We start from the raw sequence: 23,144 nt of genomic DNA, 5'->3' as shown, positions 1-23,144 counted from the left end.
CCATGCCCATGCCCATGCCCGCCGCCGCCCTTGTTCCCCTTCTCTCCCTGCTCGCCGCCCCGGTCGCCCAGGCCCAGGACCGCCCGCTGGTCCTCGTTCCCGAAGACCCGGTGATCGCTTGGTCGCCCTGCCCCGCCGTCTTCCCACGGGGTTGCGAGCTCGCCGTGCTGCGCGGCGATCCGGCCCGCCCAGGCGCCGACGTGTTGCTCCGGGTGGCGGCCGGACAGACGCTGCCGAATCACAGCCACACCAGCGCAGAGCGGATGATGCTGGCCGCGGGACGCCTCGCTGTGACCTATCGCGGCGCGGCCGAGGCGACCCTCACGCCCGGAACCTACGCCTATGGCCCGGCCGGCCTCGCCCACCGCGCGACCTGCGTCAGCGCCACACCTTGCGTTCTCTTCATAGCCTTCGACGGCGCTGTCGACGCGACGGCGGTCGAGGGAGGCCTCGACTGACGGGCGCGCGCTCACCCTTTTCCAGACAGAACATGGCGAATTGACATGAACCCGAACCAGGCATTGTGGGAGAAGGGCGATTTCACCCGGATCGCGGCGTCCATGCGCGAGAGCGGAGAGGCCTTGATCGAGGGCCTTGGCGTCACGCCGGGCATGGTCGTGCTCGATCTGGGATGCGGCGACGGCACGACCGCACTTCCCGCTGCACGGCGCGGCGCGATGGTCACTGGCGTGGACATCGCCCAGAACCTGGTCGCCGCTGGCAATCGGCGCGCGGCTGAAGCCGGGCTGTTGAACCTGAGGTTTCAGCAGGGTGACGCCTCGGATCTGTGTGACCTCGGCGACGCGACCTTCGATCTTGTCGTCAGCATCTTCGGCGCGATGTTCGCGCCCCGCCCTTTCGACGTCGCGCGCGAAATGGTCAGGGTGACGCGTCCGGGCGGCCGGATCGTCATGGGCAATTGGATCCCAGACGATCCAACCCTGATCGCCCAGGTGTTGAAGACCAGCGCAGCTTACTCCCCGCCGGCACCCGAGGGCTTCATCAGCCCGGTGACCTGGGGCGTCGAGGCTAAGGTGCGCGACCGTTTCGAGGCTGCCGGCATGCCCAGCGGCGCCATCGTGTGCGAGCGGTCGACCTATGTCTTCCGGATCGCCGGGCCGCCGCGCGACCTGCTCCAGACGTTCAGGGCCTACTACGGACCGACCATGAACGCGTTCGATGCGGCGTCCAGCCAGGGCCGAGCCGAAGCCCTGGATGCCGAACTGCTGTCGGTGTTCGAGACGAACAATCGCGGCGGTGCCGATCGCACGGAAATCCCGGCCACCTTCCTCAAGGTGACCGTGACCAAGCCCTAAATCTTGCTTTCCATCAGTATCACGACAAGGTCGGCGATGCGCCAGAAACGGTCGCTCGCACACCGCCGAAAAGGCGACATTGAGAGGGGCTGGCAAGGTCCCATTCTCATCCACCTTGGGCCACCTCCTGCCCGTCCCCGCCTTGCTTGAACGCGCGATGGTACGAAGGCGGACTGCCAGGCAAGTCTGCCGGATCTAGCGCATCGTCGGGATGACGAAGCTGCTGTCGGCGTGTTCCAGGTCGGAGTCAGGCCAGCGGGCGGTGACGGTCTTGGCCTTGGTCCAGAACTTCACGCCCTCCATGCCGTGCTGGTTGGTGTCGCCGAAGGCCGAGCGCTTCCAACCGCCGAAGGTGTGATAGGCGACCGGCACCGGGATCGGCACATTGATGCCGACCATGCCGACATTGACCCGGGCGGCGAAGTCCCGCGCCGCGCGGCCGTTCTGGGTGAAGATGGCGACGCCGTTGCCGTACTGGTGCTTGGACGGCAGGCTCAGCGCCTCCTCGAAGCTGGCCGCGCGAACGATCTGCAGCACCGGGCCGAAGATCTCCTCCTTGTAGGATTCCATCTCGGGCGTGACGTGGTCGAACAGCGACGGGCCGATGAAATAGCCCTTCTCGTGGCCCTGCAGGCTGAAGCCCCGCCCGTCGACGACCAGTTCGGCGCCGTCCTTGACCCCCTGATCGATCCAGCCCTCGACGCGGGCCTTGTGCTGGGCGGTCACGACCGGGCCGTAGTGGGCCCCGGCATCGGTCGAGACGCCGACCCGCATCGACGGGATCTCCGCCACCATCCGCTCGCGCAGAATGTCAGCTGTTTGCTTTCCGACCGGCACCACGACCGGCAGGGCCATGCAGCGTTCGCCGGCCGAGCCGTAGGCGGCGCCCGACAGGTCCTTGATGACCTGGTCCATGTCGGCGTCGGGCAGGACGATGCCGTGGTTCTTGGCCCCGCCCATGGCCTGGACGCGTTTCCCGTGCGCCGCGCCGGTCTGGTAGACGTAGGAGGCGATGTCCGATGACCCGACGAAGCTGACGGCGTGGATCAGCGGGTGGATCAGGATGGCGTCGACCGCCGCCTTGTCACCGTGGACGACGTTCAGCACGCCCGCGGGAGCGCCCGCCTCCATCATCAGCTCGGCCAGACGCACCGGCACCGACGGATCGCGCTCCGAGGGCTTCAGGATGAAGGTGTTGCCGGTCGCGATGGCCACGCCGAACATCCACATCGGGATCATGGCCGGGAAGTTGAACGGCGTGATGCCCGACACCACGCCCAGCGGCTGGCGCATCGAATAGACGTCGATGCCGGGACCCGCGCCCCAGGTGTATTCGCCCTTCAGAGCATGCGGGATGCCGCAGGCGAACTCGATCACCTCCAGGCCCCGCTGGATGTCCCCCCTGGAGTCCGCGACGACCTTGCCGTGCTCGGCGCTCAGCAGCTCGGCCAGCTCGGTCATGTTGGCCTCGACCAGGCGCTTGAACTCGAACATCACCCGCGCGCGGCGCTGGGGGTTGGTCGAGGACCAGCCCTCGAACGCGTTCTGGGCGGCCTGGACCGCGCGATCCATCTCGGCCTCGGTGGCCAGCTGCACCCGCGCCTGGACCTCGCCGGTGTTCGGGTTGAACACGTCGCCGAAACGCCCCGACGATCCGGTGAAGGACGCGCCGTCGATGAAATGATGAATGTCGCGCATGCGAGCGTCTTCCCTGAAAGCGATCATCAATCGGCTCGTCTGAAAGCCGTTTTCTGAACCTCATCGGGAGCCTAGCGTTCGACCTGATTGCTATCAACACTATCGTTGACGGTTTGCGCTCGCCGTGTCACGATTTTCGATAGGGAGATGGCCATGACCAAGAATGTCGACCTCGATGTCCTGATCGTCGGCGCGGGCTTCGCCGGCCTTCGCGCGCTTCATACCTTTCGCGAACAGGGCTTCCGCGTGCGGGTTCTGGAGGCATCGGACGAAATCGGGGGTGTGTGGAACTACAACCGCTATCCGGGCGCACGCTGCGACGTGGAAAGCTTTGACTACTCGTACCGGTTCTCCGAGGCGCTGGAGCAGGAATGGCGCTGGACGGAACGCTACGCGACCCAGCCCGAGATCCTGACCTACATCAATCACGTCGCCGACCGGTTCGACCTTCGCAAGGACATCGACCTGTCGACCCGCGTCCGCCGGGCGGCCTATGACAAAGTGACGTGCCGCTGGACGATCGAGACGGAGGACGGGAGCAGGTTCACCGCAGCGCGCTTCGTCATCGCGGTCGGACAGTTGTCCGAGCCTAAGGCCACGACCTATCCCGACCAAGAGACTTTCGAGGGCAGGATCATCTACAGCGCGCGCTGGCCCCGCGAGCCCGTCGACTTTTCCGGCAAGCGGGTCGCGATCATTGGAACCGGCTCCTCGGGCGTTCAGATGACGCCGATCATCGCCGCCCAGGCCACGCATCTGACGGTGTTCCAGCGAACAGCCAACTATTCGATCCCGGCGGCAAACGCGCCGGTCACCGAGGAGGAGGACAGGGCGGTCAAGGCGGACTATCGCGCCCGGAGAGAGGCGGCCCGAAACTCGCCCAGTGGTCTCGGCTTCAAGCCGGATCCCAGGTCGGCGGCCGAGGTCGATCCGGACGAACGCGAGGCCGCCTTCGAGGCCGCCTGGAACCGGCTCGGATTCGGCTTTGCGCTGACGTTCAAGGACATCCTGCTGAACCAGGAGGCCAACGACATCGCTTCGGCCTTCGTCCAGCGCAAGATCGCTGAACAGATCGAGGATCCCGGCCTGCGCGACAAACTGGTGCCGCGCGGCTTCGCCTTCGGCACGCGGCGCCCTTCGGTCGATGGCGGCTACTTCAAGACATTCAACCGGCCCAATGTTTCCCTCGTGGATATCAGCGAGACCCCGATCGAGCGCTTCACGACGAACGGCATCCGCACGAGCGATCAGGACCTGCCGTTCGACATCGTGATCTATGCGACGGGGTTCGACGTCTTCACCGGGTCGATCCTCAAGATCGACATTACGGGGCGCGAGGGCCAGACGCTGAAGGCGGCTTGGGCGGGCGGCCCGGCGAGCCATCTGGGAATCGCCGTCGACGGTTTCCCCAACCTGTTCTTTATCGGCGGTCCCGGCAGCCCATCGCTGCTGAGCAATGTGCTTCTGTCGAGCGAGGAGCAGATCGACTGGCTTGCCGAGCTGTTCGACGTCGCCCGCCGAGACGGCATCATGGAAGTCGAGGCGACCCCCGATGCCGTCCGAACCTGGGTCGCCCACGTCAATGAACGCGCCCAGCAAACCCTCTACATGACGACGCCGTCCTATTATGTAGGCGCGGAAATGCCTGGAAAGCCCCGGGTCTTCATGCCCTATTCCGGGGGCGTTCGCGGCTATCGTCGGATCCTCGAAAACACGGCCTCGAACGGCTACGAGGGCTTTGACCTGCGTCGTCACGAGAGCCTCCGTGAAGCCTCCTGAAGACCAGCTGGACCCTGATCTCGCGACCCTGGTGGCTGACCCCCGAATGGCTCTTCGTCCTCCGTCCGATGGGCTTTCGGCGGTCCAGATCCGCGAGGCCGCGAACGCCTTTCTGGCAAAGGGTGTTCGTCCGGACGCCATCCGGGTCAGGGACATCGAGATCACCGGTGCCGAGCGAATCGCCGGGCGACTCTTTCTCCCGCCGAACGCCTCGCTGGATCCGGTCATCGTCTTCTTCCACGGAGGTGCCTTCGTGTTCGGGGATTTGGAGACCCATGACGCGCTCTGCCGTCGTCTCGCGATCGCCTCAGGCGTGACCGTCGCGTCCGTCGATTATCGACTGGCCCCGGAGCACCCCTATCCAGCGGCGCTGGAAGACACGGCTGCTGCGGTGGCCTGGGTTCGCTCCACGCTGAAACCCAAACGGGTCGGGTTGGCCGGCGACAGCGCGGGTGCCCAGCTGGCGGTGGCGACCGCGCTCGCCTGCGCGGCAAAAGGATCTCCGGTCCAGGCTCTCGGGCTGCTGTATCCGTGCCTGGATCCGTCCCGGACAGGCGCGTCTCAGGAGAGGTTTAGCGAAGGTCACATGCTGACGGGCGCCTTTCTGGACTGGGCATGGTCGGCCTACAGGGGTGAAGGCGATCGCTCCGGCGATCCCCTCTTTGACCTGACGCGCGCCGAACTTTCGTCCTTGCCGCCCACTGCGGTCCTCACCGCCGGCCATGATCCGCTCAGAGACGAGGGCCTGTCATTCGTCGAGCGGGCTCGCGCCGCGGGCGTCGAGGTTTCGGCCGAACATTTCGGCGACATGATTCACGGCTTCGTCGGCTTGCCGGGCGGTTCCAGACGCGGCGACGAGGCCCTGGCCTGGCTGTCCGATGCGCTGAGGCGATCCTTGACCGTCGACGGATCCGGGCCTTCAGATCGACCCGAAGTCGGCTGACCGCCTGGAGACGAACGCCGCTACGCCCTCATGCCCTTCCCCGGACCCGGCGGCCTCGGCAATGGACTGGGCTTCCAGCTCGAGCTGGGTCTCCAGACCATTGGCCATGGCCGCATAGAGCAGGCCCCGTGTTCTGCCGAAGGCTCTGCGGGGAGCCTTCGCAAGCCGGGAGGCACGCTCCAGCGCTTCGGCTGCGAGCGCGTTATCCTCGACAACCTGCGTGATCAGTCCAATCCGTTCCGCCTCGACCGCATCGATCCGCTCGTTGAGCAGCAACAGTCTCTGGGCTTGCCTGAGACCGACCAGACGCGGCAACAGCCAGGTCGCCCCGGCGTCGGGCGTCAGTCCCAGGGCACCATAGGCGGCGGTGAACTTCGCGGATCGCGCCGCCAGGGCGATGTCGCCAAGAACGGCCAGGCCCAGACCGGCGCCCGCCGCAGCGCCGTTGACCGCCGTGACCAAAGGCTTGTCCATGCGGGCGAGCCGCGCCACCGCCATGTGGAGGGACGCGGTCAGACGCCGAACCAGCGACGGCATCCCGTCGCCGGCCTCGGCGAAGGCCCTGACGTCTCCCCCGACACAGAACGCGGTGCCCTGCGCGGTCAGGAGGACACTGCGAACCTTGTCGTCGGACTCGCAGACAAGCGCAGCTGCCAGCAACCCGTCCGCGACATCCTGGCTGACCGCATTGCCGGTCTCCGGACGCGACAGGGTCATGAGAGCCACGCCGTCCTGCACGTCGAGCTGGACGGCGGCATTCATCGTTTCAGCACCACAGAGCCACCGTTGGCGCCAAGGCCGAGCACAGCCGACATGGCGATCCGGGCGTTTTCGACCTGTCGTCCTCCGGCCTGTCCCCGGAGCTGCCAGAACAGCTCGCAAATCTGCACAAGCGCCTGCGCGGTCGTCGCTTCGCCGAAGGACAGGAAGCCCCCGCTGGGATTGATCGGCAGTCGTCCGCCGACCTGAAGGTCGCCGGCGGCCAGCCTGCGGTCGCTTTCGCCCGGCTCGAAGAATCCCAGCATTTCAGGCCAGGCGAGGACGTGCCACGCCGTATTGTCTGCGAGTTCCAGCAGATCGACATCCTCTGGACCGATGCTGGCCGCCTTCCAGGCCTTCTGAACAGCTCCGACCACTTCGCTGGTATGGGCGACCCCCGGACGAGGCGTCGAGCCAACCATGGGAATGCGGGTGGCCGGGTCGCCGAACTGGCCTGTGGCGATCGCACTGCCCGCGACCTGGATGAGGGGCCCTCCGGTTTGGCGCGCCTGCGCCTCGGAACCGAGGATGACCGAGGCCGCCCCGTCGCTGACCGCGCAGATTTCGAGCAGTCGAAGCGGATCGCTGACCATGGGCGAGGCCATCACCTCATCGACGCTCGAGGGCGTGCGAAACCGGGCATAGGGGTTGTGAGCGCCATGACGCCGCATGAGCACGGACGCGGCGGCGAAGGTTTCCTCGGTCGTGCCAACCTCATGCATCCGGCGTCGAGCTTCCATCGCCCAATAGGCGGGATTGGTCGCCCCGATGGTCTTCCATCGCAGAAAGTCATGGTCGGTCGGATCGTCAGCGGCCCCTGGCGGGCGTGGGATGAACCCCTTGGGCATCCGCTCGGCCCCGAGGGTCGCCACTGTGTCGTACTGACCGCTGGCCACCATCATGTGGGCCGTGTGGAAGGCGACGGCTCCGGCGGCGCAGGCCCCCCCGACATTGACGCAGGCCATCCCGTGCTCGGAGACGGCCTGGGCGAGTTCATTGGCGTGAAGTCCCCATCCCATTCCGCCCTCGAAGCGCGAGCTGGCGGCGACGAGACCCTGGAGGTCGCGCCAACCTAGGTTCGCCTCGGCCAAGGCTGCCTTCATGGCGTGAATGGCCAGACCGACCTGTGGCGTGTCAGGCCACTTGCCCCAGGGATGGGCACCGACGCCGAGGACATAGACCGGCCTCATACCGGCGCATCCTCATCCGGAACGAAGACATGGGTGATGACCGCACCCTCGTCGCCGTCGTTGAGCACAGAGGTCGAAAGTCGGACCGCCAAGCCTGGTCTGAGGTGATCGAATGGGGCTTGGATGATCCCCAAGACCCTGACCCCGCCGGCGAGATCCACGGAACCGATGGCATAGGCCTCCCACGGGTCGAGAGCGAACAGGGCCGGGGGACGATAGCGCTGGATCGTGAAGCTGAAGAGCACCCCTGCCCCACCCAGTTGAGAGGGCACGATGGTCTTGCCCGCGCAGTCGGGGTTCCGACAGCTCAACACGGGTGGGAAATAGAGCGTGCCGCAATCCTGGCAAGCGCTGCCCAGCAGATGAGCCCCCCCCTCATCGAGCTGGAGGATTTCATCGACGACGGGCCTGAGGATTGTGCTGTCCATCACGCGAGCCAATCAAAGCGAGAGGATGTCGCGGGTCTCGCGGAAGTAGACCCGGTTGTCCTCCACGTCCGTGACCTCGACGGCATGCCGCACATACCGCCGGCCGCGCTTCTCGAACTTCTCGACCGCCCGGGTCGTGATCCGGACCGTGGTTCCCACCAGGATCGGCTCCAGGATTTCCGAGTCGTGGAAGGTGTGGATGGACCCGATCGAGAAGGGCCGGGTCGCGTCGAACTGCACCGACAGGACGAAGTGCGAGACGAGCAGCGGCGGCACGATGGCTTGGCCGAAGGGGGACTGGCCCTCAACGTGCCAGGAGTTCATCCGCCAGCCTTCGTACCACGGATTGAAGTCCTCGACGCCATCCGCGTAGAGGATCACCAGCTCGGCGGAGAGGTGCAGATCGCGCGACAGCTCGTCGCCGATCTCGACCATGTCCCAGTAGGGCCGGGCCTCCGAGGCCAGACCGTCTATGAATTCGCGGGTCTGGCGCGCCTGGATCGGGCTCATGGGTTTCAGCGCATCGGTAGCGGGTAGCGGTGTCATGGCGGTGGTTTCTCCTGCCCCTTGAGCGTCAGACGCCGACATCGACTTCGACCCAGCCGGCGGTCTTCTTTTCTCCGGCTTCGTTCTCGGCCCAGACATCGACGATGAAGCGGAAGCCGGCCCCTTTGGGCGTTTTCTCGCGAACAAGACCGTGGGTCGAGATGATCTCGTCCGCATAGGTCGAGGCCACATATTTGCAGACCACCCGCGCGCCCTTGAAGAAAGCCGCACCGAAGTGGTTCACGCACATCTCGGCGATGTAGGCCGATGACATCTCGCCGGTCTGGATCGGTGCCTTGAGCCCCGTGGCCGCAGCGTAGACCGGATCCCAGTGGTTGGGATTGAACCGCCCCCAGAGGCGAGATCCCATCAGCTGGATCGCGGCCTTCTTCCTCAGGCTTTGCAGGCGATAGCCGACCGGGGTGTCGATCGTGATCGCGATATCCTGCGGGAGCGAGGCTCCAGATCCGTCCACGTCATGATCCTCCAGAAGAACAGCAATGGCCGCGATGGGACACGAGACCCTTCGCAAGGGCCAGGGTTCGGGTCTCCATGCTGCATCATCAACGCGATCGTTGATTTCTGTCAACACTAGTATTGACAGCTCGTGAGATGAGGGTCTTCCTGACGATGTCGCAAGGACTCGCAGAAGACGGGCGCAGGGCGGCAAGGTCGGAAACATCAGGGGGAAGCCATGGCTATCACCACCAAGTCGCTTTTGATGGCGGGCGCCGCCAGCGCGCTCGTCTGTGCCACCGCCCAGCCCGTCGCGGCGCAAGACTCGCCCGCGGCGCAGACGCCGCAAGACGCCTCGGCCATCGACGACGTCATCGTGACCGCTCGACGGCGGTCGGAGACGTTGATCAGCGTTCCGGTCGTCGTGAATGTCATCAGCGCCGAGACCCTCGAACGCAACCGCGCGGACGATCTGTCCCGGATCGGGGAACTGACGCCGACCGTGGTCGTCGGGGCATACAAGTCGAACGGGGGCGGATCCGTCGCCATTCGCGGCATCAGTTCTCCGGCGAACCAGACCGGATTCGAGCAGGCGGTCTCCGTCGCCATCGATGGCGTCCAGACCAGCGACGGCCGCATCACTCAGATGGGCTTCTTCGATCTGGAGCAGGTGGAGGTCCTGAAAGGACCCCAGGCCCTCTTCTTCGGAAAGAACAGCCCCGCGGGTGTGATCTCGATCACCTCGGCCAATCCGACGGATGTCTTTGAGGCCGGCATTCGCGCCGGCTATGAGTTCGAAGGCGACGAGACCACGATCGAGGGCTATCTCTCAGGCCCGATCGCCGAGGGGCTGTCGGCCCGTCTGGCACTGCGTTATCGCAACCTGGACGGCTGGCTGACCAACACGGCCCAGCCCATCGCCAACCCTTTCTACGTCGCGGCGACGGGCGCGCCGGCCGGTGCCGCCACGCTGCCCGGCGCGGCGGATTCTCGTCCCGGAGACGAGGAGATCCTCGGACGCCTCACGATCGAAGCGGAGATCGCTCCGACCATCACCGCCCGGCTGAAGCTGTTCGCTGGTCACAACGAAGACGCCGGACCCGGCGTCGCGACGCAGAACATAGGAGCCTGTTCCGGCGGCTCCAACCCCAGGGTCTATGGGATCGCAGACCCCTTCGCTGACTGTGTCGCGGACAACCGCACGACCAGCGGCGATCTCCCTGACGCGATCGCCCGCACGATGCGGGGCTATCGTGGAAACGGCAGGGCCTACGGCGAACTGGACGTCTTCACCGGCGTGCTGGAGTTCGACTGGGCGCTCAGCGAAACGCTGAACCTCGCGTCGACGACGGGCTACAACTCCACCCAGTACGAGTTCCTGTCCGGTCTCGACCAGACGACCTATTCCCAGCTGGCCTTCTACAATCGCCAGACCAATCAGGAGATCAGCCAGGAGTTCCGCCTGACCAGCGACTACTCCGGACCGCTGAACTTCATGCTCGGGGCCTTCTTCCAGTGGACCGACCTCTACACCACCAACGACACCAAGCTGCGCGACAGCAGCTATAGCGCGGCTTCCGGACGCTTCGTGACCTACGAGGATCTCGCCCAGCAGGACGGTGAGACACAGTCCATCTTCGGCCAGGTTCTCTATGACATCAGCGACACAATCGAGATCGCGGGCGGTCTGCGCTGGACACGTGAGACCAAGGATTTCGCCAAGCGCAACCTGTACGGCATCGGAACCTTCGCGACTCAGTCGACCGTCTATCCGGGCTCCACGGTGCCGGGCGACATCGTGGGTCAGTTCGAGGACGACAACGTGTCGCCCGAGGCGACGATCACCTGGCGGCCATCGTCCAACCGGACCTTCTTCCTGGCCTACAAGACCGGATACAAGTCGGGCGGTTTCGGATTGACCAGCCCACAGCAGACGACGACCCGGATCGGGGACATCGACTTTGACGCCGAGTCCGCGTCGGGCTTCGAGTTCGGGGCCAAGGGCATCTTCGACCAGGGTCGGATCCGCGCCAACTTCGCCGCCTTCGCCTACACGTTCGAAGATCTGCAGGTGAACACCTACGACCCTGCTCGTATCGCCTACACGATCAACAACGCCGGCGAAGTCCAGCAACGCGGCTTCGAGGCCGACGCGCGGTGGCAACTGACGGACGGTCTGGAGGTACGGGGCGCGATCGCATACGTCGACGCCCAGTTCCGGGACTTTGTCGGGCAGTGCTACTCCTACGCCTTCCCGACCGGCACGGTCCGGGCGACGGCGGTCGCTCCCGCGAACTGCTCCTTCGTCAACGCGACCGCTCTGACGCTGCAGCAGGACTTCGAGGGCCGGGCACCGGCAAGGGCCCCGGAATGGGCGGGCAGCGCGGGCTTCACCTATGAGACGCAGCTGGCAGGCTTCAACCTCGCGCTCACAGGAGATGCCTTCTACAGCGGCTCCTACTTCGCTTCGGAGACCATGGCCCCCTCCACGCTCCAGGACTCGTTCTGGCGCTACAATGCGGGCCTGACGCTGACCTCGCCAGACGATCGGTACACCGTCCAGCTCCTGGGACGGAACCTGTCGGACGAGACCTACATCCTCTACGCGGCGGACCGGACCGGGGGAGCCAGCGTGCCTGGCTCCGTCGGCGAGCAACGCGGCGTGGTCGCTCGCGGCCGCGAGATCGCTCTGCAGTTCGCGGCGCGGTTCTGATGCCTGAAACCTCCCAGGTCGCCGGATCGAAAGGTCCGGCGGCCCCTTCTTTGGAGGGACAGAGCCCGGGCGGTTATGCCTGGTACACGGTCGCTGTCCTGACCGTTTGCTACACGCTGTCGTTCATCGACCGCCAAATCCTGAGCCTTCTGGTCGGCCCTATCAAGGCCGAGTTCGCGGTGTCCGACACCCAGGTCGGCCTGCTGGGCGGGCTTGCTTTCTCCCTGTTCTACACTCTGGTCAGCCTGCCGGCGGGTCGGCTGGTGGACCGCTTCAACCGGCGCAACATCATCGCGGCCGGCGTCTTCTTCTGGAGCCTGATGACGGCGGCCTGCGCGGTGGCTACCGGCTATCCGGGCCTGTTTCTGGCGCGCATGGGCGTCGGCGTCGGGGAAGCCACTCTCGCGCCCGCTGCGGTGTCGATGATCTCCGACAGCTTTCCGAACGAAAAGCTGGGTGCCGCCATGAGCCTTTATGGCGTGGGCATCTATCTCGGCTCCGGTCTGGCCCTTCTGGTCGGGGGACTGGTCGTTCAGCTCATCACCCAGACCGCGACCCTGACATTGCCCTTCTTCGGCGAGATCGCCTCGTGGCGGGCGACCTTCCTGGTCACCGGCATTCCTGGGCTTCTGGTCGCCCTGTGGGTTCTGACGCTTCGCGAGCCGAGGCGCCGCAAAGCCCTGGTGGCACAAGATGGGGCCGTCGCCCGGCTGACCATCGCCGAGACGGTCGCTGAGATCGCGAAGCGCCGGGTTCCGGTCGCCGCCATCGCCCTCGGACTGATGTTTCAGGCCGTCGCGCTTTACGCCTTCATGCTCTGGTCGCCCGGGGTCCTGCAGCGCTCTTTCGACTGGACGCCTCAGCAGACCGGCCTCGTCATGGGCCTCGTGGTTCTGATCGGCGGCAGCTTCGGCATGCTGATGGGCGGGCGCTTGAGCGACCGGGGCCTCATCGCGGGTCGCCGTGATGCGGCGCTTCGGATCGCTACGGTCAGCTCGGTACTCGGCACTGCGGCTTTCGTCGCCCTGCTCTGGGCCCAGGGGTCCAGCGCGATGGCCACGGTCGCGGTCTTCGCGGTCGGCGTGGTGCTTCTCGCCATGCCCGCAGGCAGTTGTTACGCCGCGTCCCAGATGGTGCTGCCCAATCAGGTCCGGGGTCAGGCGCTCGCGCTGATCCTGTTCATCGCGAACCTCGGCGGACTGACGATGGGCCCCCTGTTGCCGGGTCTGTTGAACGACTTCGTGTTTCGCTCGGAAGCGGCCTTGGGGATGTCGCTGGGATTGACCCTGTCGGTTTCTACCGCGCTCGCCGCCCTGGCTTTCGGCTGGGGTCGAACCGAGTATCGTCGCCACCACGAACTGCTGAATCCCTGAGCCCATCTCCCTGGCGTCCTGACCATGAAGTCCGCCCGCACGCCTCTCCTGCCCGTCGACGACCGCCAGTCTGTGCTTGCGGACCGCTTCTCGCCCTGGGTTCCCCGAACCCTGTACGAGATGCTCCTCGCGGCGGCAGAGCTTCATCCGGATCGCCCCTATCTGATCACGGACGACCAGACCTGGACCTATCGACAGATGGCCGACTGGTCCGCTGCGGTCGCCGGGGGGCTGCAGGCGGCGGGCCTCAGACCGGGCGAACACGTCGCGCTCGTCATGGCCAACTACCCCGCATTCGCGGCTCTGAAGTTCGCCGTCGCAGCCGTCGGCTGCGTCGCGGTGCCGGTCAACATCCTGAACCGCAGGGACGAACTGGCCTATGTCCTGCGCCAGTCCCGGGCGGCCCTTCTGGTCACCATGGATCGCTTTCGGGATCTCGATTACCTCGGCATGCTGGATGACATCGCTCCTGGCTGGGAGACTGCCGGGGGCGGCGAAGCCTTGCCGGACCTGCGCTCCATCGTCGTTTTCAAGGCCGAGGGAGAAGGCCGCGCGGGGGCACCCCCTTTCGAGACGCTCGCCGCGACAGCACCAGTCGAGGCGAAGGCCGATCCCCGGGCCCCCGCCGACATCATCTACACCTCAGGGACGACGGGATCGCCCAAGGGCGTCCTGCTCACCCACGACATGCTGCTGCGCGCCGCCTTCGGCAGCGCCTATGCCCGAGCCTTCGAAGACGGCCGGCGCATCCACTTCAGCCTGCCGATGAACCACGTCTACGGCTATGTGGAGGGACTGCTGGCCGCCCTGTTCGTCGGGGGGGCCGTGGTCCCGCACCTGAAATTCGATCCTCGCGAGACGCTGCGAACCATCGAACGGCATGGGGTGAGCGACCTCCTTCTCATCCCAACCATGACCCTCGCTGTGCTTGACGCACTGGAGGCCACTTCCGTGGACACAAGTTCGCTGAAGGCCATGCTGTCCTCCGGCGGCCGAACGCCTCCCGGGCTCTGGGACCGGATCCTCCAGACGTTACCGGGGATCGAGATCACGACCGGCTACGGGATGAGCGAATGCACGGCGTCCACCACCGTGACGCGCCCCGATGACCCCGCCGAACGGCTCAAGACCACCAACGGCCGCCTTCGTGATGTCGGGCCGGCAGGGGATGCGGCGATCGCGAACCGCCTTGTCGACTACAGGGTCGTGGACCCGGCGACGGGCAACGTTCTGAACCCCGGCGAGGTCGGAGAACTGATGGCTCGGGGCACGGGGGTGACGCAGGGCTATTTCGACAAGCCCGACGCCACGGCCGAGGCGTTCGATGCCGAGGGGTGGTTGCACACGGGCGATCTCGGCCGCATCGATGCAGACGGCTATCTGACGCTCGTGGGGCGGGTGAAGGAAAGCTATCGCTGCGGCGGCGAGCAGGTCACCCCATCGGAAATCGAGGATGTCCTGATGGTTCACCCCGCCGTCGTTCAGGCCTTTGTCGCACCCGTACCCGATGATCGCATGGGTGAGGTCGGCGTGGCCTTTATAGTCACTCGCCCTGGACACACTCTGGAACCGCACGCCCTTGTCGACTGGTGCTCGGCGCGGCTGGCCCGCTTCAAGGTGCCTCGCCACATCCTGCCGATCGTGGCGGATGAGGTTCCGCTGACCCCGTCTGGCCGTCCGCGCAAGTTCCTGCTGTCGCGCATGGCCGCGGAGCGACTGGGCCTGTCATGAGCGAGGGCACACGGATCGCCCTTGTGACCGGAGCCGCACGCGGCATCGGGGCCGCGATCGCCGAACGCCTCGCCCGCGACGGATTCGACGTCGCCATTCTCGACCTCGACGACGCGGCCTGCGCCGAGACCGTTGCCAAGGTCGAGGCCCTCGGCCGACGCGCCCTCGGTGTGGCCGTGGACGTCGCGGATGAAGGGTCGGTCGAGCATGCGATCGCGTCCGTCGAGGCCGCGCTCGGCCCTCCGGCGGTTCTCGTGAACAATGCCGGTGTCCTGCGGGAGCGGACCGTCGCCAAGATGAGTCTTGAGGACTGGCAGATCGTCCAGGACGTGAACCTGCGCGGAGTCTTCCTCATGTGTCGGGGCGTACTGGGCGGCATGCGCGCAGGAGGCTACGGACGGATCGTCAACCTCGCCAGCATCGCCGCGCTCGGCGCTCACGGCCAGGCCAACTACGCCGCCGCCAAGGCCGGCGTGATCGGCCTGACCAAGTCTCTGGCCCTTGAACTGGGCAAATCAGGCATTACCGCCAATGTCGTCGCCCCAGGCTTCGTCGTCACACCAATGACGGCCGGCGTCGCCGAACGCCTCGGTCTGTCTTTCGAGGATATGGTCGCCGACGTCGTGCGCGACATCCCCGTTGGTCGTCCCGGCCATCCAGACGACATCGCCAACGCCGTGTCCTTCTTCGCGGACGAGCGGTCGAGCTTCGTTACCGGCCAGGTTCTTTATGTCGCCGGTGGCCCGAAAGGCTGAGCGCGATGCGTTGGTGTTTGCCGATTCCATCGGTAATCAGGACCGGCAATGACTGCTTCCACCGACCAGACCAGCGCTATCGGGAAACGCCGAAAGGCCGCCAAACACGAGAGCTCCGACGCCTACAAACGGCGCCGTCGCGAAATCGCGGAAGCGGCGGTCCGGGTCTTCGATCGCCTCGGCCTTCAGGGAGCCAGCATCAGCGCCGTCGCGGCGGAGTTGGGCATCGATCGGGCCTCGGTCTATTACTACATCTCATCCAAGGAAGAGCTGTTCGACGAGGTCCTGCGCGCCGTCGCTGAACGCAACTCCGAGATCGCCACCGAGATCGCGGCGAGCGAAATGTCACCGCCTGAGAAGCTGAGGGCGCTGATCGTCGCCATCATGGAGTCCTACGGCGAGCACTATCCTCTGCTGTTCATCTACATCCGCGAGAACCTGAGCCGGGTGTCCGGCTCCCGGACCAAGTGGTCCTCGGATATGCGTCAGGTTAATCGCATCATTGAGAACGCTTTCATCGAGATCGTCGAGGCGGGGTATGCGGACGGCAGCCTGCGAAATGTCGGCCCGTCGCGGGTCGTCGCCTACGGCATGCTCGGCGTTCTCGGTTGGACCCATCGCTGGTTCCGTCCGGAGATCTCCCCGCAGTCGGCACGGGAGATCGGCGAAACCTATGCCGAGATGATCGTGGCCGGCATGCAGACGGGTCGGTAACCAACTAACCGCGTTGCGTTCCGTCGTCCTACATGGCGGAGAACGCCTTTCGGCTAGCTGACCGTGCGACAAGCGGACGTTCCCAACCGCCGCATTGAGCCAGAATCGGCCGTCGGCCCTAGGGTCAGGACTCATAGCCAGAAGAGCACGGTGGCGGCGAGAGCGACGGCGGAGAGGAAGACGGTCGGGCAGCGGTCATATCGGGTGGCGACGCGCCGCCAGTCCTTGAGCCTGCCGAACATGATCTCGATGCGGTTCCGGTTCTTGTAGCGACGCTTGTCGTATTTGATCGGCTGGGTCCGGGATTTCCGACCAGGGATGCAGGGTGTGATGCCCTTGGCCTGTAGCGCCTCCCGGAACCAGTCCGCATCATAGCCCCGGTCGCCCAGCAGCCACTGTGCCTTGGGCAGGCTGTCGATCAGGGCGGCGGCACCGATGTAGTCGCTGACCTGGCCTGCCGTCATGAACAGGCTGATCGGCCGTCCGTTGGCGTCGGTTACGGCGTGCAGCTTGGTGTTCATGCCGCCTTTGGTGCGTCCGATCAGCCGCCCGGGACCCCCTTTTTTGCCCGCAGGCTCGAAGCCGTGCGGTGTGCCTTTAGATACGTCGCGTCGATCATCACGGTGCGCCGTTCGGCGTTGCCACCTGCCAGGCCCTCCATCATCCGGAAGAAGACGCCCGCCTCGCTCCACCGCTTCCAGCGATTGTAGAGCGTCTTGTGAGGACCGTAGGCCGCCGGCGCGTCGCGCCAGCGAAGCCCGTTCCGATTGACAAAGACGATCCCGCTCAGGACGCGGCGATCATCTACCCTGGGCCTGCCGTGGCTCTTCGGGAAATAGGGTTCCAGGCGAGCCATCTGCTCGTCCGTCAGCCAAAACAGGTCACTCATGATCCAGACTCCTCAGGAGCCTGAATCAGATCGTGGGCCTCACATCAATGGGGCCTGACCCTAGGCCGACGCACAGCGCGTCCACTGGCGCGAAGACTGTCTCACGATCGAGGGCGGGACCTTGGCGGGTAACGTTTGAACCGACTAAGTCCGGTAGGTGCTACGGCAAATGGTGCCGCGTGTATGAAGTCATCCAAGTGCCAGCATGCCATCTGTGGTCAAAGATTTTGCGAACCGCATTTTTATCAGAGCCAGCAGCGGCGTTCGCGCCGCGCGCGGTCGATCCAAAATCTGGAGAGTAAGGGCGATGATTATCGCCGACCGGGCCGCGCAAAAGCTCGGGCCGCGGCCACGGCGAGTTGCTGCCGCCCTGATAATCGCATCCCTTCATCTTTTGGCGCTTGCCTGGTTGAACGCCCAGACAGTCAGTTCGCCGAAGACCTCGACGTTTATCGTCGATCTATCGCTTGAGCCAAGTGAAGGCGGCGGTGCCTACATGGAACCGCAACCGAAGTTGCGACCCTCAACGGACCAGAAGGATCCCGTCGAAAGTGCCGAGGCCAAGACGACAAAGCCCGCAGCCAAAGATGAGACGATCAAGACGGCCGACAGGCCGGCCGAGACTTCGATTGCTGAAACGGCGGTGACGCCGAACGTCGAAGCCGCTGATCCTGCGGTGGCAGCAAAGCCCTCCGACGCCGTGCTGGCCATCGTGGAGTCGATACTGGGGACGACCGGGGCCGAACTCTCGACGACGGCAGTGATCGTCGAAGCCGGTCCGGCTCCTGCGGTGACGCCGGGAGGCGGCTGTGACATCGGCGCTTCGCTGGCAAACGCCATCGGAGCAGATACCGGCATGCAAGACACTCTGGCCACCCTGCCGCGCGAGGCCCGTTCCGTGGCCAATGCCGTTCAGGTCTGGGATGGGGCCTGGATTAAGCCCGACGATGCGCGCGCCGAACCCGCGTTCGCGGCCGTGCGGGTCGCCATTCTCGAAGCGATCGAGGCGGCACCCGAGGCGTGTCGCAGTCAGCCGCTGACGGGACCCCGTTTCGTGATTGTGCCTGAGGGCGAGAGCGCGGCAACCATTCTTGTTGTGGGCTCCGGGACGTGGCGATGGAGCGATCTGCGCGAGCCGCACCGCTTCATCTGGCCGCCATGGTTCTCCCGCCGCAAATGACGACAAAACGTCGCATTCGGCCTCAGGAGGGCCTCTGCGGGAACTATTTTTCGCCTTAGTTGCATCTCTCCCAAAGCGGCGTTCGTTTCTCATTGCGGATGGTGCGCTGGTCAGGCGGCCGTTGCCTCCAAACGGTTCAACAAAAAGCCTCATGGGGACTCCAAGATGCAACACCGACATCGCCTTCAGATGGCCGCCGTAGCGCTGTCTGCGCTCGTCTGCGCCGCGGCTCCTTCCGCGTCTGGCTCCAGCCACCGGGAAGCGCCCGCGATCACCGAAACGCCCAAGGTCGACGGGACCGATTTCTACATGTTCCGGAGCTACGAACCGGGACGGGCCGGCTTCGTGACCCTGATCGCCAACTACCAGCCGCTGCAAGGACCGGGTTACGGGCCGAACTATTTCACCATGGATCCGGATGCGATTTACGAGATCCACATCGACAACAATGGCGACGCCCAGGAAGACATCACCTTCCAGTTCCAGTTCACCAACACCCTGCGCAACAACACCGGGATCACCCTGAACGTCGGCGGCAAGACCCTGCCGATCCCGCTCCGGGCCATCGGACCGATCGGCAGTTCCAACGATCCCAATCAGGGAGAGCTGGAATCCTTCACCCTCAACGTCATCCGCGGCGATCGCCGCACCGGAACGCGGCAACTTGTGACCCACGAGAACGGCGGTCAGGCCTTCGCCAAACCAGTCGACAACATCGGGGGCAAGACCTTCCCCAACTACGCCGCCTATGCCGACAGCTTCGTTTCCAACGCCAATATTCCCGGATGCAACGGCCTCAGCCGCGTCTTCGCCGGCCAGCGCGCCGAGGCCTTCGCGGTCAATCTGGGGCCGTCCTTCGACCTGGTGAACTATGTGCCTATTGAGGGGGCCAGCGCTCCCGGCGCAAACGACACCGGCGGCTTCCCTGGCGGCATCCGCCAGAGCCGCGCCAATGACGATCTGGTCGGCAGGCTGAACATCACGTCGCTGGCCATCGAGGTTCCGATTGCCTGCCTGGTCGGCTCGGGCAATGGCGTCATCGGCGGCTGGACCACCGCCAGCCTTCCTCAGGCGACGCTGCGCGATCCCACCCCGACTTACACCGACCCGACCGTGGACGGCGGGGCCTTCGTTCAGGTCTCGCGCCTGTCTCATCCTCTGGTCAACGAACTGGTGATCGGCCTGCCGTTCAAGGATCTGTTCAATGCCGTCGAGCCGACGGCGGATGCGGCCGTGGCGGACTTCGTCACCAACCCGACCTTCCCGGCCATCCTGAACGCACTCTTCCGGGGACCGGTCAATCAGACGCTGGGGACCAACATCCCCGACCTGGCGCCGAACAACTTCCCCCGCAACGACCTGGTGGCGACCTTCCTGACCGGCATACCCACGCTGAACCAGCAGTCCACCGTCCGGGCCGCGGAGATCATGCGCCTGAACACCAACATCGCCCCCACCCCGCAGGCGACCCAAAGCACCTTCGGCGTGGCCGGCGACGATCTGGCGGGGTATCCGAACGGTCGTCGTCCGGGCGACGATACGGTCGACATCACCCTGCGCGTGGCCATGGGCCGGCTGTGCCATCCCGTGCCGATCAACGGCGTCCAGACCGCGCTGGGCCTGTGCCAGCCGTCCAACGCACCGGTCGGAACGGTTCCCTTTACCGACGGCGCCCCCATCAGCGCCCGTGAGCTGCAGAACCGCTTCCCCTATCTGAACACCCCCCTTCGCGGCTCGCCGCGGGGAGGTCAGTGATGCGTCGGCGCACCGCACAGACCCTTGCCATCGCCGGTGTCCTGACCGGCGGGGCAGCCGTCCTGGCCGGCTGTTCCGACGGCGGTGGAGGCGGCATCGTGATGACGCCCCCGCCGCCGTCACCGCCCGCTATGGGGGCTGACCGGTTCGGAACCGGCTTCGCCCTCAGCGCCCGCGCGGGTCCGAACACAGACCCTCGCGAGCCGATGCAGGCCGACATCATTCCCCTCAGTTTGACCACCGACCCGTTCGATATCACTTGATCTCGAACGAGCGCGGCCGGCACCTCCTCGGCCGCCAGGGAGCGACGGACCTGCAGGGGTCCGTCGCTTTTCGCTTCCGGCATTCAGGCCGCAGGCGGTGCGTCGAAGCCGAACGTCAGGCTGGAGAATGTGGTGTCGAAGTCCGCCGTCGGGTTCCCGGTGATTGGCCGGGTCCAGACGACGTTGAGCTGCCAGGCCCCTCTTCGCGGCATAGTAAACGCGACGCGGCCAGAAGCGTTGGACCGTGAGGTCGCCGCAGGCTCTTCATCGGCACCCAGATTGGTCAGCTTCACCAGAGCCCCCTCAAGGGGACGGCCCTGATAGTAGATGCGAAATGGAAGGGCCTCTCCGGTGGGAACGGCGTAGGGGTTCCGCTCGGGCACGATCTCCAGGGTCAGACCCAGAGGGGCGGTGACATGAGGTTCATCGACGGCCGGTCCGCCACCGACCCGCACCAGGGCCTTTGCCCGACGACTGTAGATTTCCCGGCCCGGCTGGTCTGTCCGGCTCGAAAGACGACGGGCCTCGATCGCGGGCGTCAGCCCCTCAACCCTCAGATAGTCCTCAAACCGGATCGCGGGCAGATCGCTTTGGGCGTGGGAGGTCTCAAGGGCCAGCACATGAACGCCACGCGCGAGCAGGGCGACCTGGCCCGCGCCTCCCTGGCGGATGGAGCCGCTCAACTCGGCGGTGCCTGCCGGACCGACGCTGTAGAAACGGGTCATACGCCGGATATCGGCGTCCCAGAGCTGTCGGTTCGCGCCATGCCCCACGAGCAGCGACAGGCCGACAGGTGCGCCGGACCTGACCCAAAAACTCGCCGGCTGGAGCCAGAAATCGTGAGCGGCGGCCGGCATTGCAATACACGCGGCTAGGACCGTGATCCCAAGTTTTCGCAAGACGTTGTCTCCCCCAAATGTCACCGCTCATCCGGCGCTGCCGGTACGGCGTAGCTGTGAGACGGGGTATGCCCCGGCTAAAGTCAAATACGCACGAACGCTCGCTGCGGAGGCAACGCGCAGGCGCAGAAAGGGAATGCTCATGACACCCCTTCGGACCAAAAATCTGTCGAGACTTGCTGTGCAGGGTCTCGTCGGACTCTGCCTGTGGCCGACGCTCGCTTGGGCTCACGACGGAACGGGCTTGGTTGGAGGTTTTGTTTCCGGGTTCCTGCACCCGCTGAATGGTCCCGATCATATGCTGGCGATGGTCGCAGTCGGTCTGTGGGGAGCCATCCTGGGGCGGCCGCTGGTCGCCGTTCTTCCCGTCGTGTTTCCGATCATGATGGCGATCGGGGGCGTAATGGGGATCCTCGGCGTGCCGATACCGCCTGTCGAACTGGGGATCGGCTTGTCCGTCGTGGTCCTGGGCGCAGTCATCGCCTTCGCGGTCAAGCCTGCCATTTGGGTGGCCATTGTGATCGTTGCCGTCTTTGGGATCTTTCATGGGTACGCCCACGGCCAGGAGCTGCCCTCGGCCGCCGATCCCGTAGGTTACAGTGTCGGGTTCGTCCTATCGACTGGCCTTTTACACCTGATCGGGATCGGCATCGGCTACCTGGCCCTTCGCAGAGGAGGAATGCGGCTGGTTCAGGGCCTGGGCGTTGTGATCGCGGTGTCCGGGCTCTGGTTCGTTTCGCAGGCGCTACTGGGATGAGGGGCGGAGTCCTGCCACCAGCCCTGCTCTGTCTGGCACTAGGCATGTTTCTGGCCTACGTCCCACGCCGGCTGATTGCTCCAGCCATCGGCCTGACATCCTTTCTCGCGCTGATGGTTGTCGCCGTCGACCTGCCGGCCAACTGGGAGGAGGTCGCCTTTGCAGGCTGCTGGATCAGCGTGGTCGCGATCAGTCTGTCGGTCCACCTGCCCAACCCTCCCAATGGGCTAACTGTGCTCGCCATTGCGGCAAACGCCGGCGTGTGGGTCGGACTCGTCGTGGCCGCGGCGGGCCGCCCGCTGGACCTGCTGTTCGCGCTGCCGCTCATGATAGCGGCCATCCCAGCGATTTACATCCTGAGAACACCCGTCCGACTGGGCGTCAAGATCATGGCGAGCTGGCTTGCTGCCGTTGCGATCCTCGCAGGCTCTTTGCCCTTCACGCCCACCGCCGGCTACGAGCCGGACCATATGCAGTGACGCTGGGCCTCGGGCTGAGGAACGCAAACCGTTCCGACCTTTAAGCCACCGATTCTAACAACGGCTTCCATTGGGTAAGCTTGGCCAGAGCAAATGGCACCTGACGACAATCGCGCAGACCAGGGACCACCCAGATCCCGACAAAGCGGCATACTAGTCGGTCAGCCGTAGCCCGGTCTTTCCCAACCGCCGCTATGAGCCAAACTCGGTCATAGCCACCGGCTTTCCGCGCGCTCGAGCGCTGCCATTGGCAGCTAACGCCCCTGACTCTGGAAGCGGCAATAGCCCCAATAAGCTGTTCATCGCGTCGCAGGGCGTTTCAACGAAGTTAGCAAAAATGCCCCCCCCTAATGCCCCCCTTCGACGAAAACGATTTGAACAAGGAGCATCTCTTGACCGCCGATTGGCGGTAGGTATCTGATTTTTATAACGGAAACTGGTGGGCGGCGACGGGTTCGAACCGCCGACCCTTTCGGTGTGTAAAAACCGTCGTCGCGGGCGCGGGCGCGAACTGACCGCCC

Annotated in this window: 22 protein-coding genes and 1 pseudogene; 14 read left to right on the top strand and 9 right to left on the bottom strand. The window is 65.4% G+C overall.

Going from position 1 to position 23,144, the window contains the following annotated elements; translation table 11 throughout:
* Positions 1 to 2: 2 nt before the first annotated feature.
* Both ABN401_RS04010 and ABN401_RS04005 read left to right on the top strand, forming a co-directional pair.
* Complete coding sequence (locus tag ABN401_RS04010; RefSeq protein WP_349683541.1) at positions 3 to 458, top strand: cupin domain-containing protein; 456 nt, start codon at positions 3 to 5, stop codon at positions 456 to 458.
* Between the two features lie 45 nt (positions 459 to 503).
* Positions 504 to 1,316, top strand: a complete 813-nt coding sequence (locus tag ABN401_RS04005; protein WP_349683540.1) for a class I SAM-dependent methyltransferase — start codon at positions 504 to 506, stop codon at positions 1,314 to 1,316.
* A 195-nt stretch (positions 1,317 to 1,511) separates the two neighbouring features.
* On the opposite strand, the gene ABN401_RS04000 is transcribed toward ABN401_RS04005, so the two are convergent.
* Positions 1,512 to 3,014 carry a CoA-acylating methylmalonate-semialdehyde dehydrogenase gene (locus ABN401_RS04000; RefSeq protein WP_349683539.1) on the bottom strand — a complete coding sequence of 501 codons (1,503 nt, stop codon included), beginning with the start codon at positions 3,012 to 3,014 and terminating at the stop codon, positions 1,512 to 1,514.
* A gap of 153 nt (positions 3,015 to 3,167) precedes the next feature.
* Between ABN401_RS04000 and ABN401_RS03995 the strand changes: the two genes are divergently transcribed.
* Both ABN401_RS03995 and ABN401_RS03990 read left to right on the top strand, forming a co-directional pair.
* On the top strand, positions 3,168 to 4,793 hold the full coding sequence (locus ABN401_RS03995; RefSeq protein ID WP_349683538.1) for a flavin-containing monooxygenase: 1,626 nt from the start codon (positions 3,168 to 3,170) through the stop codon (positions 4,791 to 4,793).
* Positions 4,780 to 5,736 carry an alpha/beta hydrolase gene (locus ABN401_RS03990; protein ID WP_349683537.1) on the top strand — a complete coding sequence of 319 codons (957 nt, stop codon included), beginning with the start codon at positions 4,780 to 4,782 and terminating at the stop codon, positions 5,734 to 5,736. The genes ABN401_RS03995 and ABN401_RS03990 overlap by 14 nt, the downstream gene beginning before the upstream one ends.
* Here the strand turns inward: ABN401_RS03990 and ABN401_RS03985 are convergent.
* From ABN401_RS03985 to ABN401_RS03965, 5 genes are read right to left on the bottom strand one after another with little or no spacing between them, the layout of a single operon-like run.
* Positions 5,713 to 6,498, bottom strand: coding sequence for an enoyl-CoA hydratase/isomerase family protein (locus ABN401_RS03985; protein ID WP_349683536.1), 786 nt, complete (start codon positions 6,496 to 6,498; stop codon positions 5,713 to 5,715). The two genes, ABN401_RS03990 and ABN401_RS03985, sit on opposite strands and share 24 nt — an antisense overlap.
* On the bottom strand, positions 6,495 to 7,685 hold the full coding sequence (locus tag ABN401_RS03980) for a lipid-transfer protein (RefSeq protein WP_349683535.1): 1,191 nt from the start codon (positions 7,683 to 7,685) through the stop codon (positions 6,495 to 6,497). Before ABN401_RS03980 ends, ABN401_RS03985 begins: the two co-directional genes overlap by 4 nt.
* On the bottom strand, positions 7,682 to 8,113 hold the full coding sequence (locus tag ABN401_RS03975) for a Zn-ribbon domain-containing OB-fold protein (protein ID WP_349683534.1): 432 nt from the start codon (positions 8,111 to 8,113) through the stop codon (positions 7,682 to 7,684). The genes ABN401_RS03980 and ABN401_RS03975 overlap by 4 nt, the downstream gene beginning before the upstream one ends.
* Positions 8,114 to 8,125: 12 nt before the next feature.
* Positions 8,126 to 8,659 (bottom strand): MaoC family dehydratase, encoded by a 534-nt coding sequence (locus ABN401_RS03970; protein ID WP_349683533.1) that lies wholly within the window; start codon positions 8,657 to 8,659, stop codon positions 8,126 to 8,128.
* 28 nt (positions 8,660 to 8,687) lie between these two features.
* The gene (locus ABN401_RS03965; protein ID WP_349683532.1) at positions 8,688 to 9,134 is read right to left on the bottom strand and encodes a MaoC family dehydratase; all 447 of its coding nucleotides are present in this window, start codon (positions 9,132 to 9,134) and stop codon (positions 8,688 to 8,690) included.
* A gap of 219 nt (positions 9,135 to 9,353) precedes the next feature.
* Here ABN401_RS03965 and ABN401_RS03960 point away from each other — a divergent pair, with 219 nt between their 5' ends.
* Genes ABN401_RS03960 through ABN401_RS03940 form a run of 5 tightly spaced genes read left to right on the top strand, consistent with a single transcriptional unit; the run spans position 9,354 to position 16,401 of the window.
* Positions 9,354 to 11,828 (top strand): TonB-dependent receptor, encoded by a 2,475-nt coding sequence (locus tag ABN401_RS03960; RefSeq protein WP_349683531.1) that lies wholly within the window; start codon positions 9,354 to 9,356, stop codon positions 11,826 to 11,828.
* Positions 11,828 to 13,201 carry a spinster family MFS transporter gene (locus ABN401_RS03955; protein WP_349683530.1) on the top strand — a complete coding sequence of 458 codons (1,374 nt, stop codon included), beginning with the start codon at positions 11,828 to 11,830 and terminating at the stop codon, positions 13,199 to 13,201. The genes ABN401_RS03960 and ABN401_RS03955 overlap by 1 nt, the downstream gene beginning before the upstream one ends.
* A 24-nt stretch (positions 13,202 to 13,225) precedes the next feature.
* The gene (locus tag ABN401_RS03950; RefSeq protein WP_349683529.1) at positions 13,226 to 14,932 is read left to right on the top strand and encodes a class I adenylate-forming enzyme family protein; all 1,707 of its coding nucleotides are present in this window, start codon (positions 13,226 to 13,228) and stop codon (positions 14,930 to 14,932) included.
* Complete coding sequence (gene fabG / locus ABN401_RS03945) at positions 14,929 to 15,687, top strand: 3-oxoacyl-ACP reductase FabG (RefSeq protein WP_349683528.1); 759 nt, start codon at positions 14,929 to 14,931, stop codon at positions 15,685 to 15,687. The genes ABN401_RS03950 and fabG overlap by 4 nt, the downstream gene beginning before the upstream one ends.
* Positions 15,688 to 15,735: 48 nt before the next feature.
* Positions 15,736 to 16,401, top strand: coding sequence for a TetR/AcrR family transcriptional regulator (locus ABN401_RS03940; protein WP_349683527.1), 666 nt, complete (start codon positions 15,736 to 15,738; stop codon positions 16,399 to 16,401).
* A gap of 131 nt (positions 16,402 to 16,532) precedes the next feature.
* On the opposite strand, the gene ABN401_RS03935 is transcribed toward ABN401_RS03940, so the two are convergent.
* Positions 16,533 to 17,290, bottom strand: a protein-coding gene (locus ABN401_RS03935; RefSeq protein ID WP_349683526.1) for an IS5 family transposase whose coding sequence is annotated in 2 segments (ribosomal slippage) — positions 16,533 to 16,969 and positions 16,969 to 17,290 — 759 coding nt in all. Because the reading frame shifts where the segments join, the coding sequence is not laid out codon by codon here.
* A gap of 205 nt (positions 17,291 to 17,495) precedes the next feature.
* On the opposite strand from ABN401_RS03935, the gene ABN401_RS03930 reads away from it, so the two are divergent.
* From ABN401_RS03930 to ABN401_RS03920, 3 genes are all read left to right on the top strand, one after another.
* The gene (locus tag ABN401_RS03930) at positions 17,496 to 18,470 is read left to right on the top strand and encodes a hypothetical protein (protein WP_349683525.1); all 975 of its coding nucleotides are present in this window, start codon (positions 17,496 to 17,498) and stop codon (positions 18,468 to 18,470) included.
* 165 nt (positions 18,471 to 18,635) lie between these two features.
* Positions 18,636 to 20,225: a DUF4331 domain-containing protein gene (locus tag ABN401_RS03925; RefSeq protein WP_349683524.1), complete on the top strand. Its 1,590-nt coding sequence runs from the start codon at positions 18,636 to 18,638 to the stop codon at positions 20,223 to 20,225.
* On the top strand, positions 20,225 to 20,488 hold the full coding sequence (locus ABN401_RS03920; RefSeq protein WP_349683523.1) for a hypothetical protein: 264 nt from the start codon (positions 20,225 to 20,227) through the stop codon (positions 20,486 to 20,488). Before ABN401_RS03925 ends, ABN401_RS03920 begins: the two co-directional genes overlap by 1 nt.
* 83 nt (positions 20,489 to 20,571) lie before the next feature.
* Here the strand turns inward: ABN401_RS03920 and ABN401_RS03915 are convergent, their stop codons facing one another.
* Positions 20,572 to 21,345, bottom strand: coding sequence for a DUF4198 domain-containing protein (locus ABN401_RS03915; RefSeq protein ID WP_349683522.1), 774 nt, complete (start codon positions 21,343 to 21,345; stop codon positions 20,572 to 20,574).
* A gap of 178 nt (positions 21,346 to 21,523) precedes the next feature.
* Here ABN401_RS03915 and ABN401_RS03910 point away from each other — a divergent pair, with 178 nt between their 5' ends.
* A complete protein-coding gene (locus tag ABN401_RS03910) occupies positions 21,524 to 22,144 on the top strand; it encodes a HupE/UreJ family protein (RefSeq protein WP_349683521.1) in 621 nt (206 codons plus the stop codon).
* 44 nt (positions 22,145 to 22,188) lie between these two features.
* On the top strand, positions 22,189 to 22,623 hold the full coding sequence (locus ABN401_RS03905) for a hypothetical protein (RefSeq protein WP_349683520.1): 435 nt from the start codon (positions 22,189 to 22,191) through the stop codon (positions 22,621 to 22,623).
* Between the two features lie 437 nt (positions 22,624 to 23,060).
* Here ABN401_RS03905 and ABN401_RS03900 read toward each other — a convergent pair.
* Positions 23,061 to 23,144 (bottom strand): annotated as a pseudogene (locus ABN401_RS03900).

It is taken from the genome of Brevundimonas aurifodinae (genome assembly GCF_040195595.1).
Taxonomy (GTDB): domain Bacteria; phylum Pseudomonadota; class Alphaproteobacteria; order Caulobacterales; family Caulobacteraceae; genus Brevundimonas; species Brevundimonas aurifodinae.
Note: the sequence above shows the minus strand (reverse complement) of the source record. Positions and strands in the feature narration are given on the sequence as shown.

Bases quoted from the DNA above. Each gene is read 5' to 3' on its own strand.
- ABN401_RS04010 (WP_349683541.1), top strand. From the start codon at position 3: ATGCCCATGCCCATGCCCGCCGCCGCCCTTGTTCCCCTTCTCTCCCTG.
- ABN401_RS04005 (WP_349683540.1), top strand. From the start codon at position 504: ATGAACCCGAACCAGGCATTGTGGGAGAAGGGCGATTTCACCCGGATC.
- ABN401_RS04000 (WP_349683539.1), bottom strand. From the start codon at position 3,014: ATGCGCGACATTCATCATTTCATCGACGGCGCGTCCTTCACCGGATCG.
- ABN401_RS03995 (WP_349683538.1), top strand. From the start codon at position 3,168: ATGACCAAGAATGTCGACCTCGATGTCCTGATCGTCGGCGCGGGCTTC.
- ABN401_RS03985 (WP_349683536.1), bottom strand. From the start codon at position 6,498: ATGAATGCCGCCGTCCAGCTCGACGTGCAGGACGGCGTGGCTCTCATG.
- ABN401_RS03980 (WP_349683535.1), bottom strand. From the start codon at position 7,685: ATGAGGCCGGTCTATGTCCTCGGCGTCGGTGCCCATCCCTGGGGCAAG.
- ABN401_RS03975 (WP_349683534.1), bottom strand. From the start codon at position 8,113: ATGGACAGCACAATCCTCAGGCCCGTCGTCGATGAAATCCTCCAGCTC.
- ABN401_RS03970 (WP_349683533.1), bottom strand. From the start codon at position 8,659: ATGACACCGCTACCCGCTACCGATGCGCTGAAACCCATGAGCCCGATC.
- ABN401_RS03960 (WP_349683531.1), top strand. From the start codon at position 9,354: ATGGCTATCACCACCAAGTCGCTTTTGATGGCGGGCGCCGCCAGCGCG.
- ABN401_RS03955 (WP_349683530.1), top strand. From the start codon at position 11,828: ATGCCTGAAACCTCCCAGGTCGCCGGATCGAAAGGTCCGGCGGCCCCT.
- ABN401_RS03950 (WP_349683529.1), top strand. From the start codon at position 13,226: ATGAAGTCCGCCCGCACGCCTCTCCTGCCCGTCGACGACCGCCAGTCT.
- fabG (WP_349683528.1), top strand. From the start codon at position 14,929: ATGAGCGAGGGCACACGGATCGCCCTTGTGACCGGAGCCGCACGCGGC.
- ABN401_RS03940 (WP_349683527.1), top strand. From the start codon at position 15,736: ATGACTGCTTCCACCGACCAGACCAGCGCTATCGGGAAACGCCGAAAG.
- ABN401_RS03930 (WP_349683525.1), top strand. From the start codon at position 17,496: ATGCCATCTGTGGTCAAAGATTTTGCGAACCGCATTTTTATCAGAGCC.
- ABN401_RS03925 (WP_349683524.1), top strand. From the start codon at position 18,636: ATGCAACACCGACATCGCCTTCAGATGGCCGCCGTAGCGCTGTCTGCG.
- ABN401_RS03920 (WP_349683523.1), top strand. From the start codon at position 20,225: ATGCGTCGGCGCACCGCACAGACCCTTGCCATCGCCGGTGTCCTGACC.
- ABN401_RS03915 (WP_349683522.1), bottom strand. From the start codon at position 21,345: ATGCCGGCCGCCGCTCACGATTTCTGGCTCCAGCCGGCGAGTTTTTGG.
- ABN401_RS03910 (WP_349683521.1), top strand. From the start codon at position 21,524: ATGCTCATGACACCCCTTCGGACCAAAAATCTGTCGAGACTTGCTGTG.
- ABN401_RS03905 (WP_349683520.1), top strand. From the start codon at position 22,189: ATGTTTCTGGCCTACGTCCCACGCCGGCTGATTGCTCCAGCCATCGGC.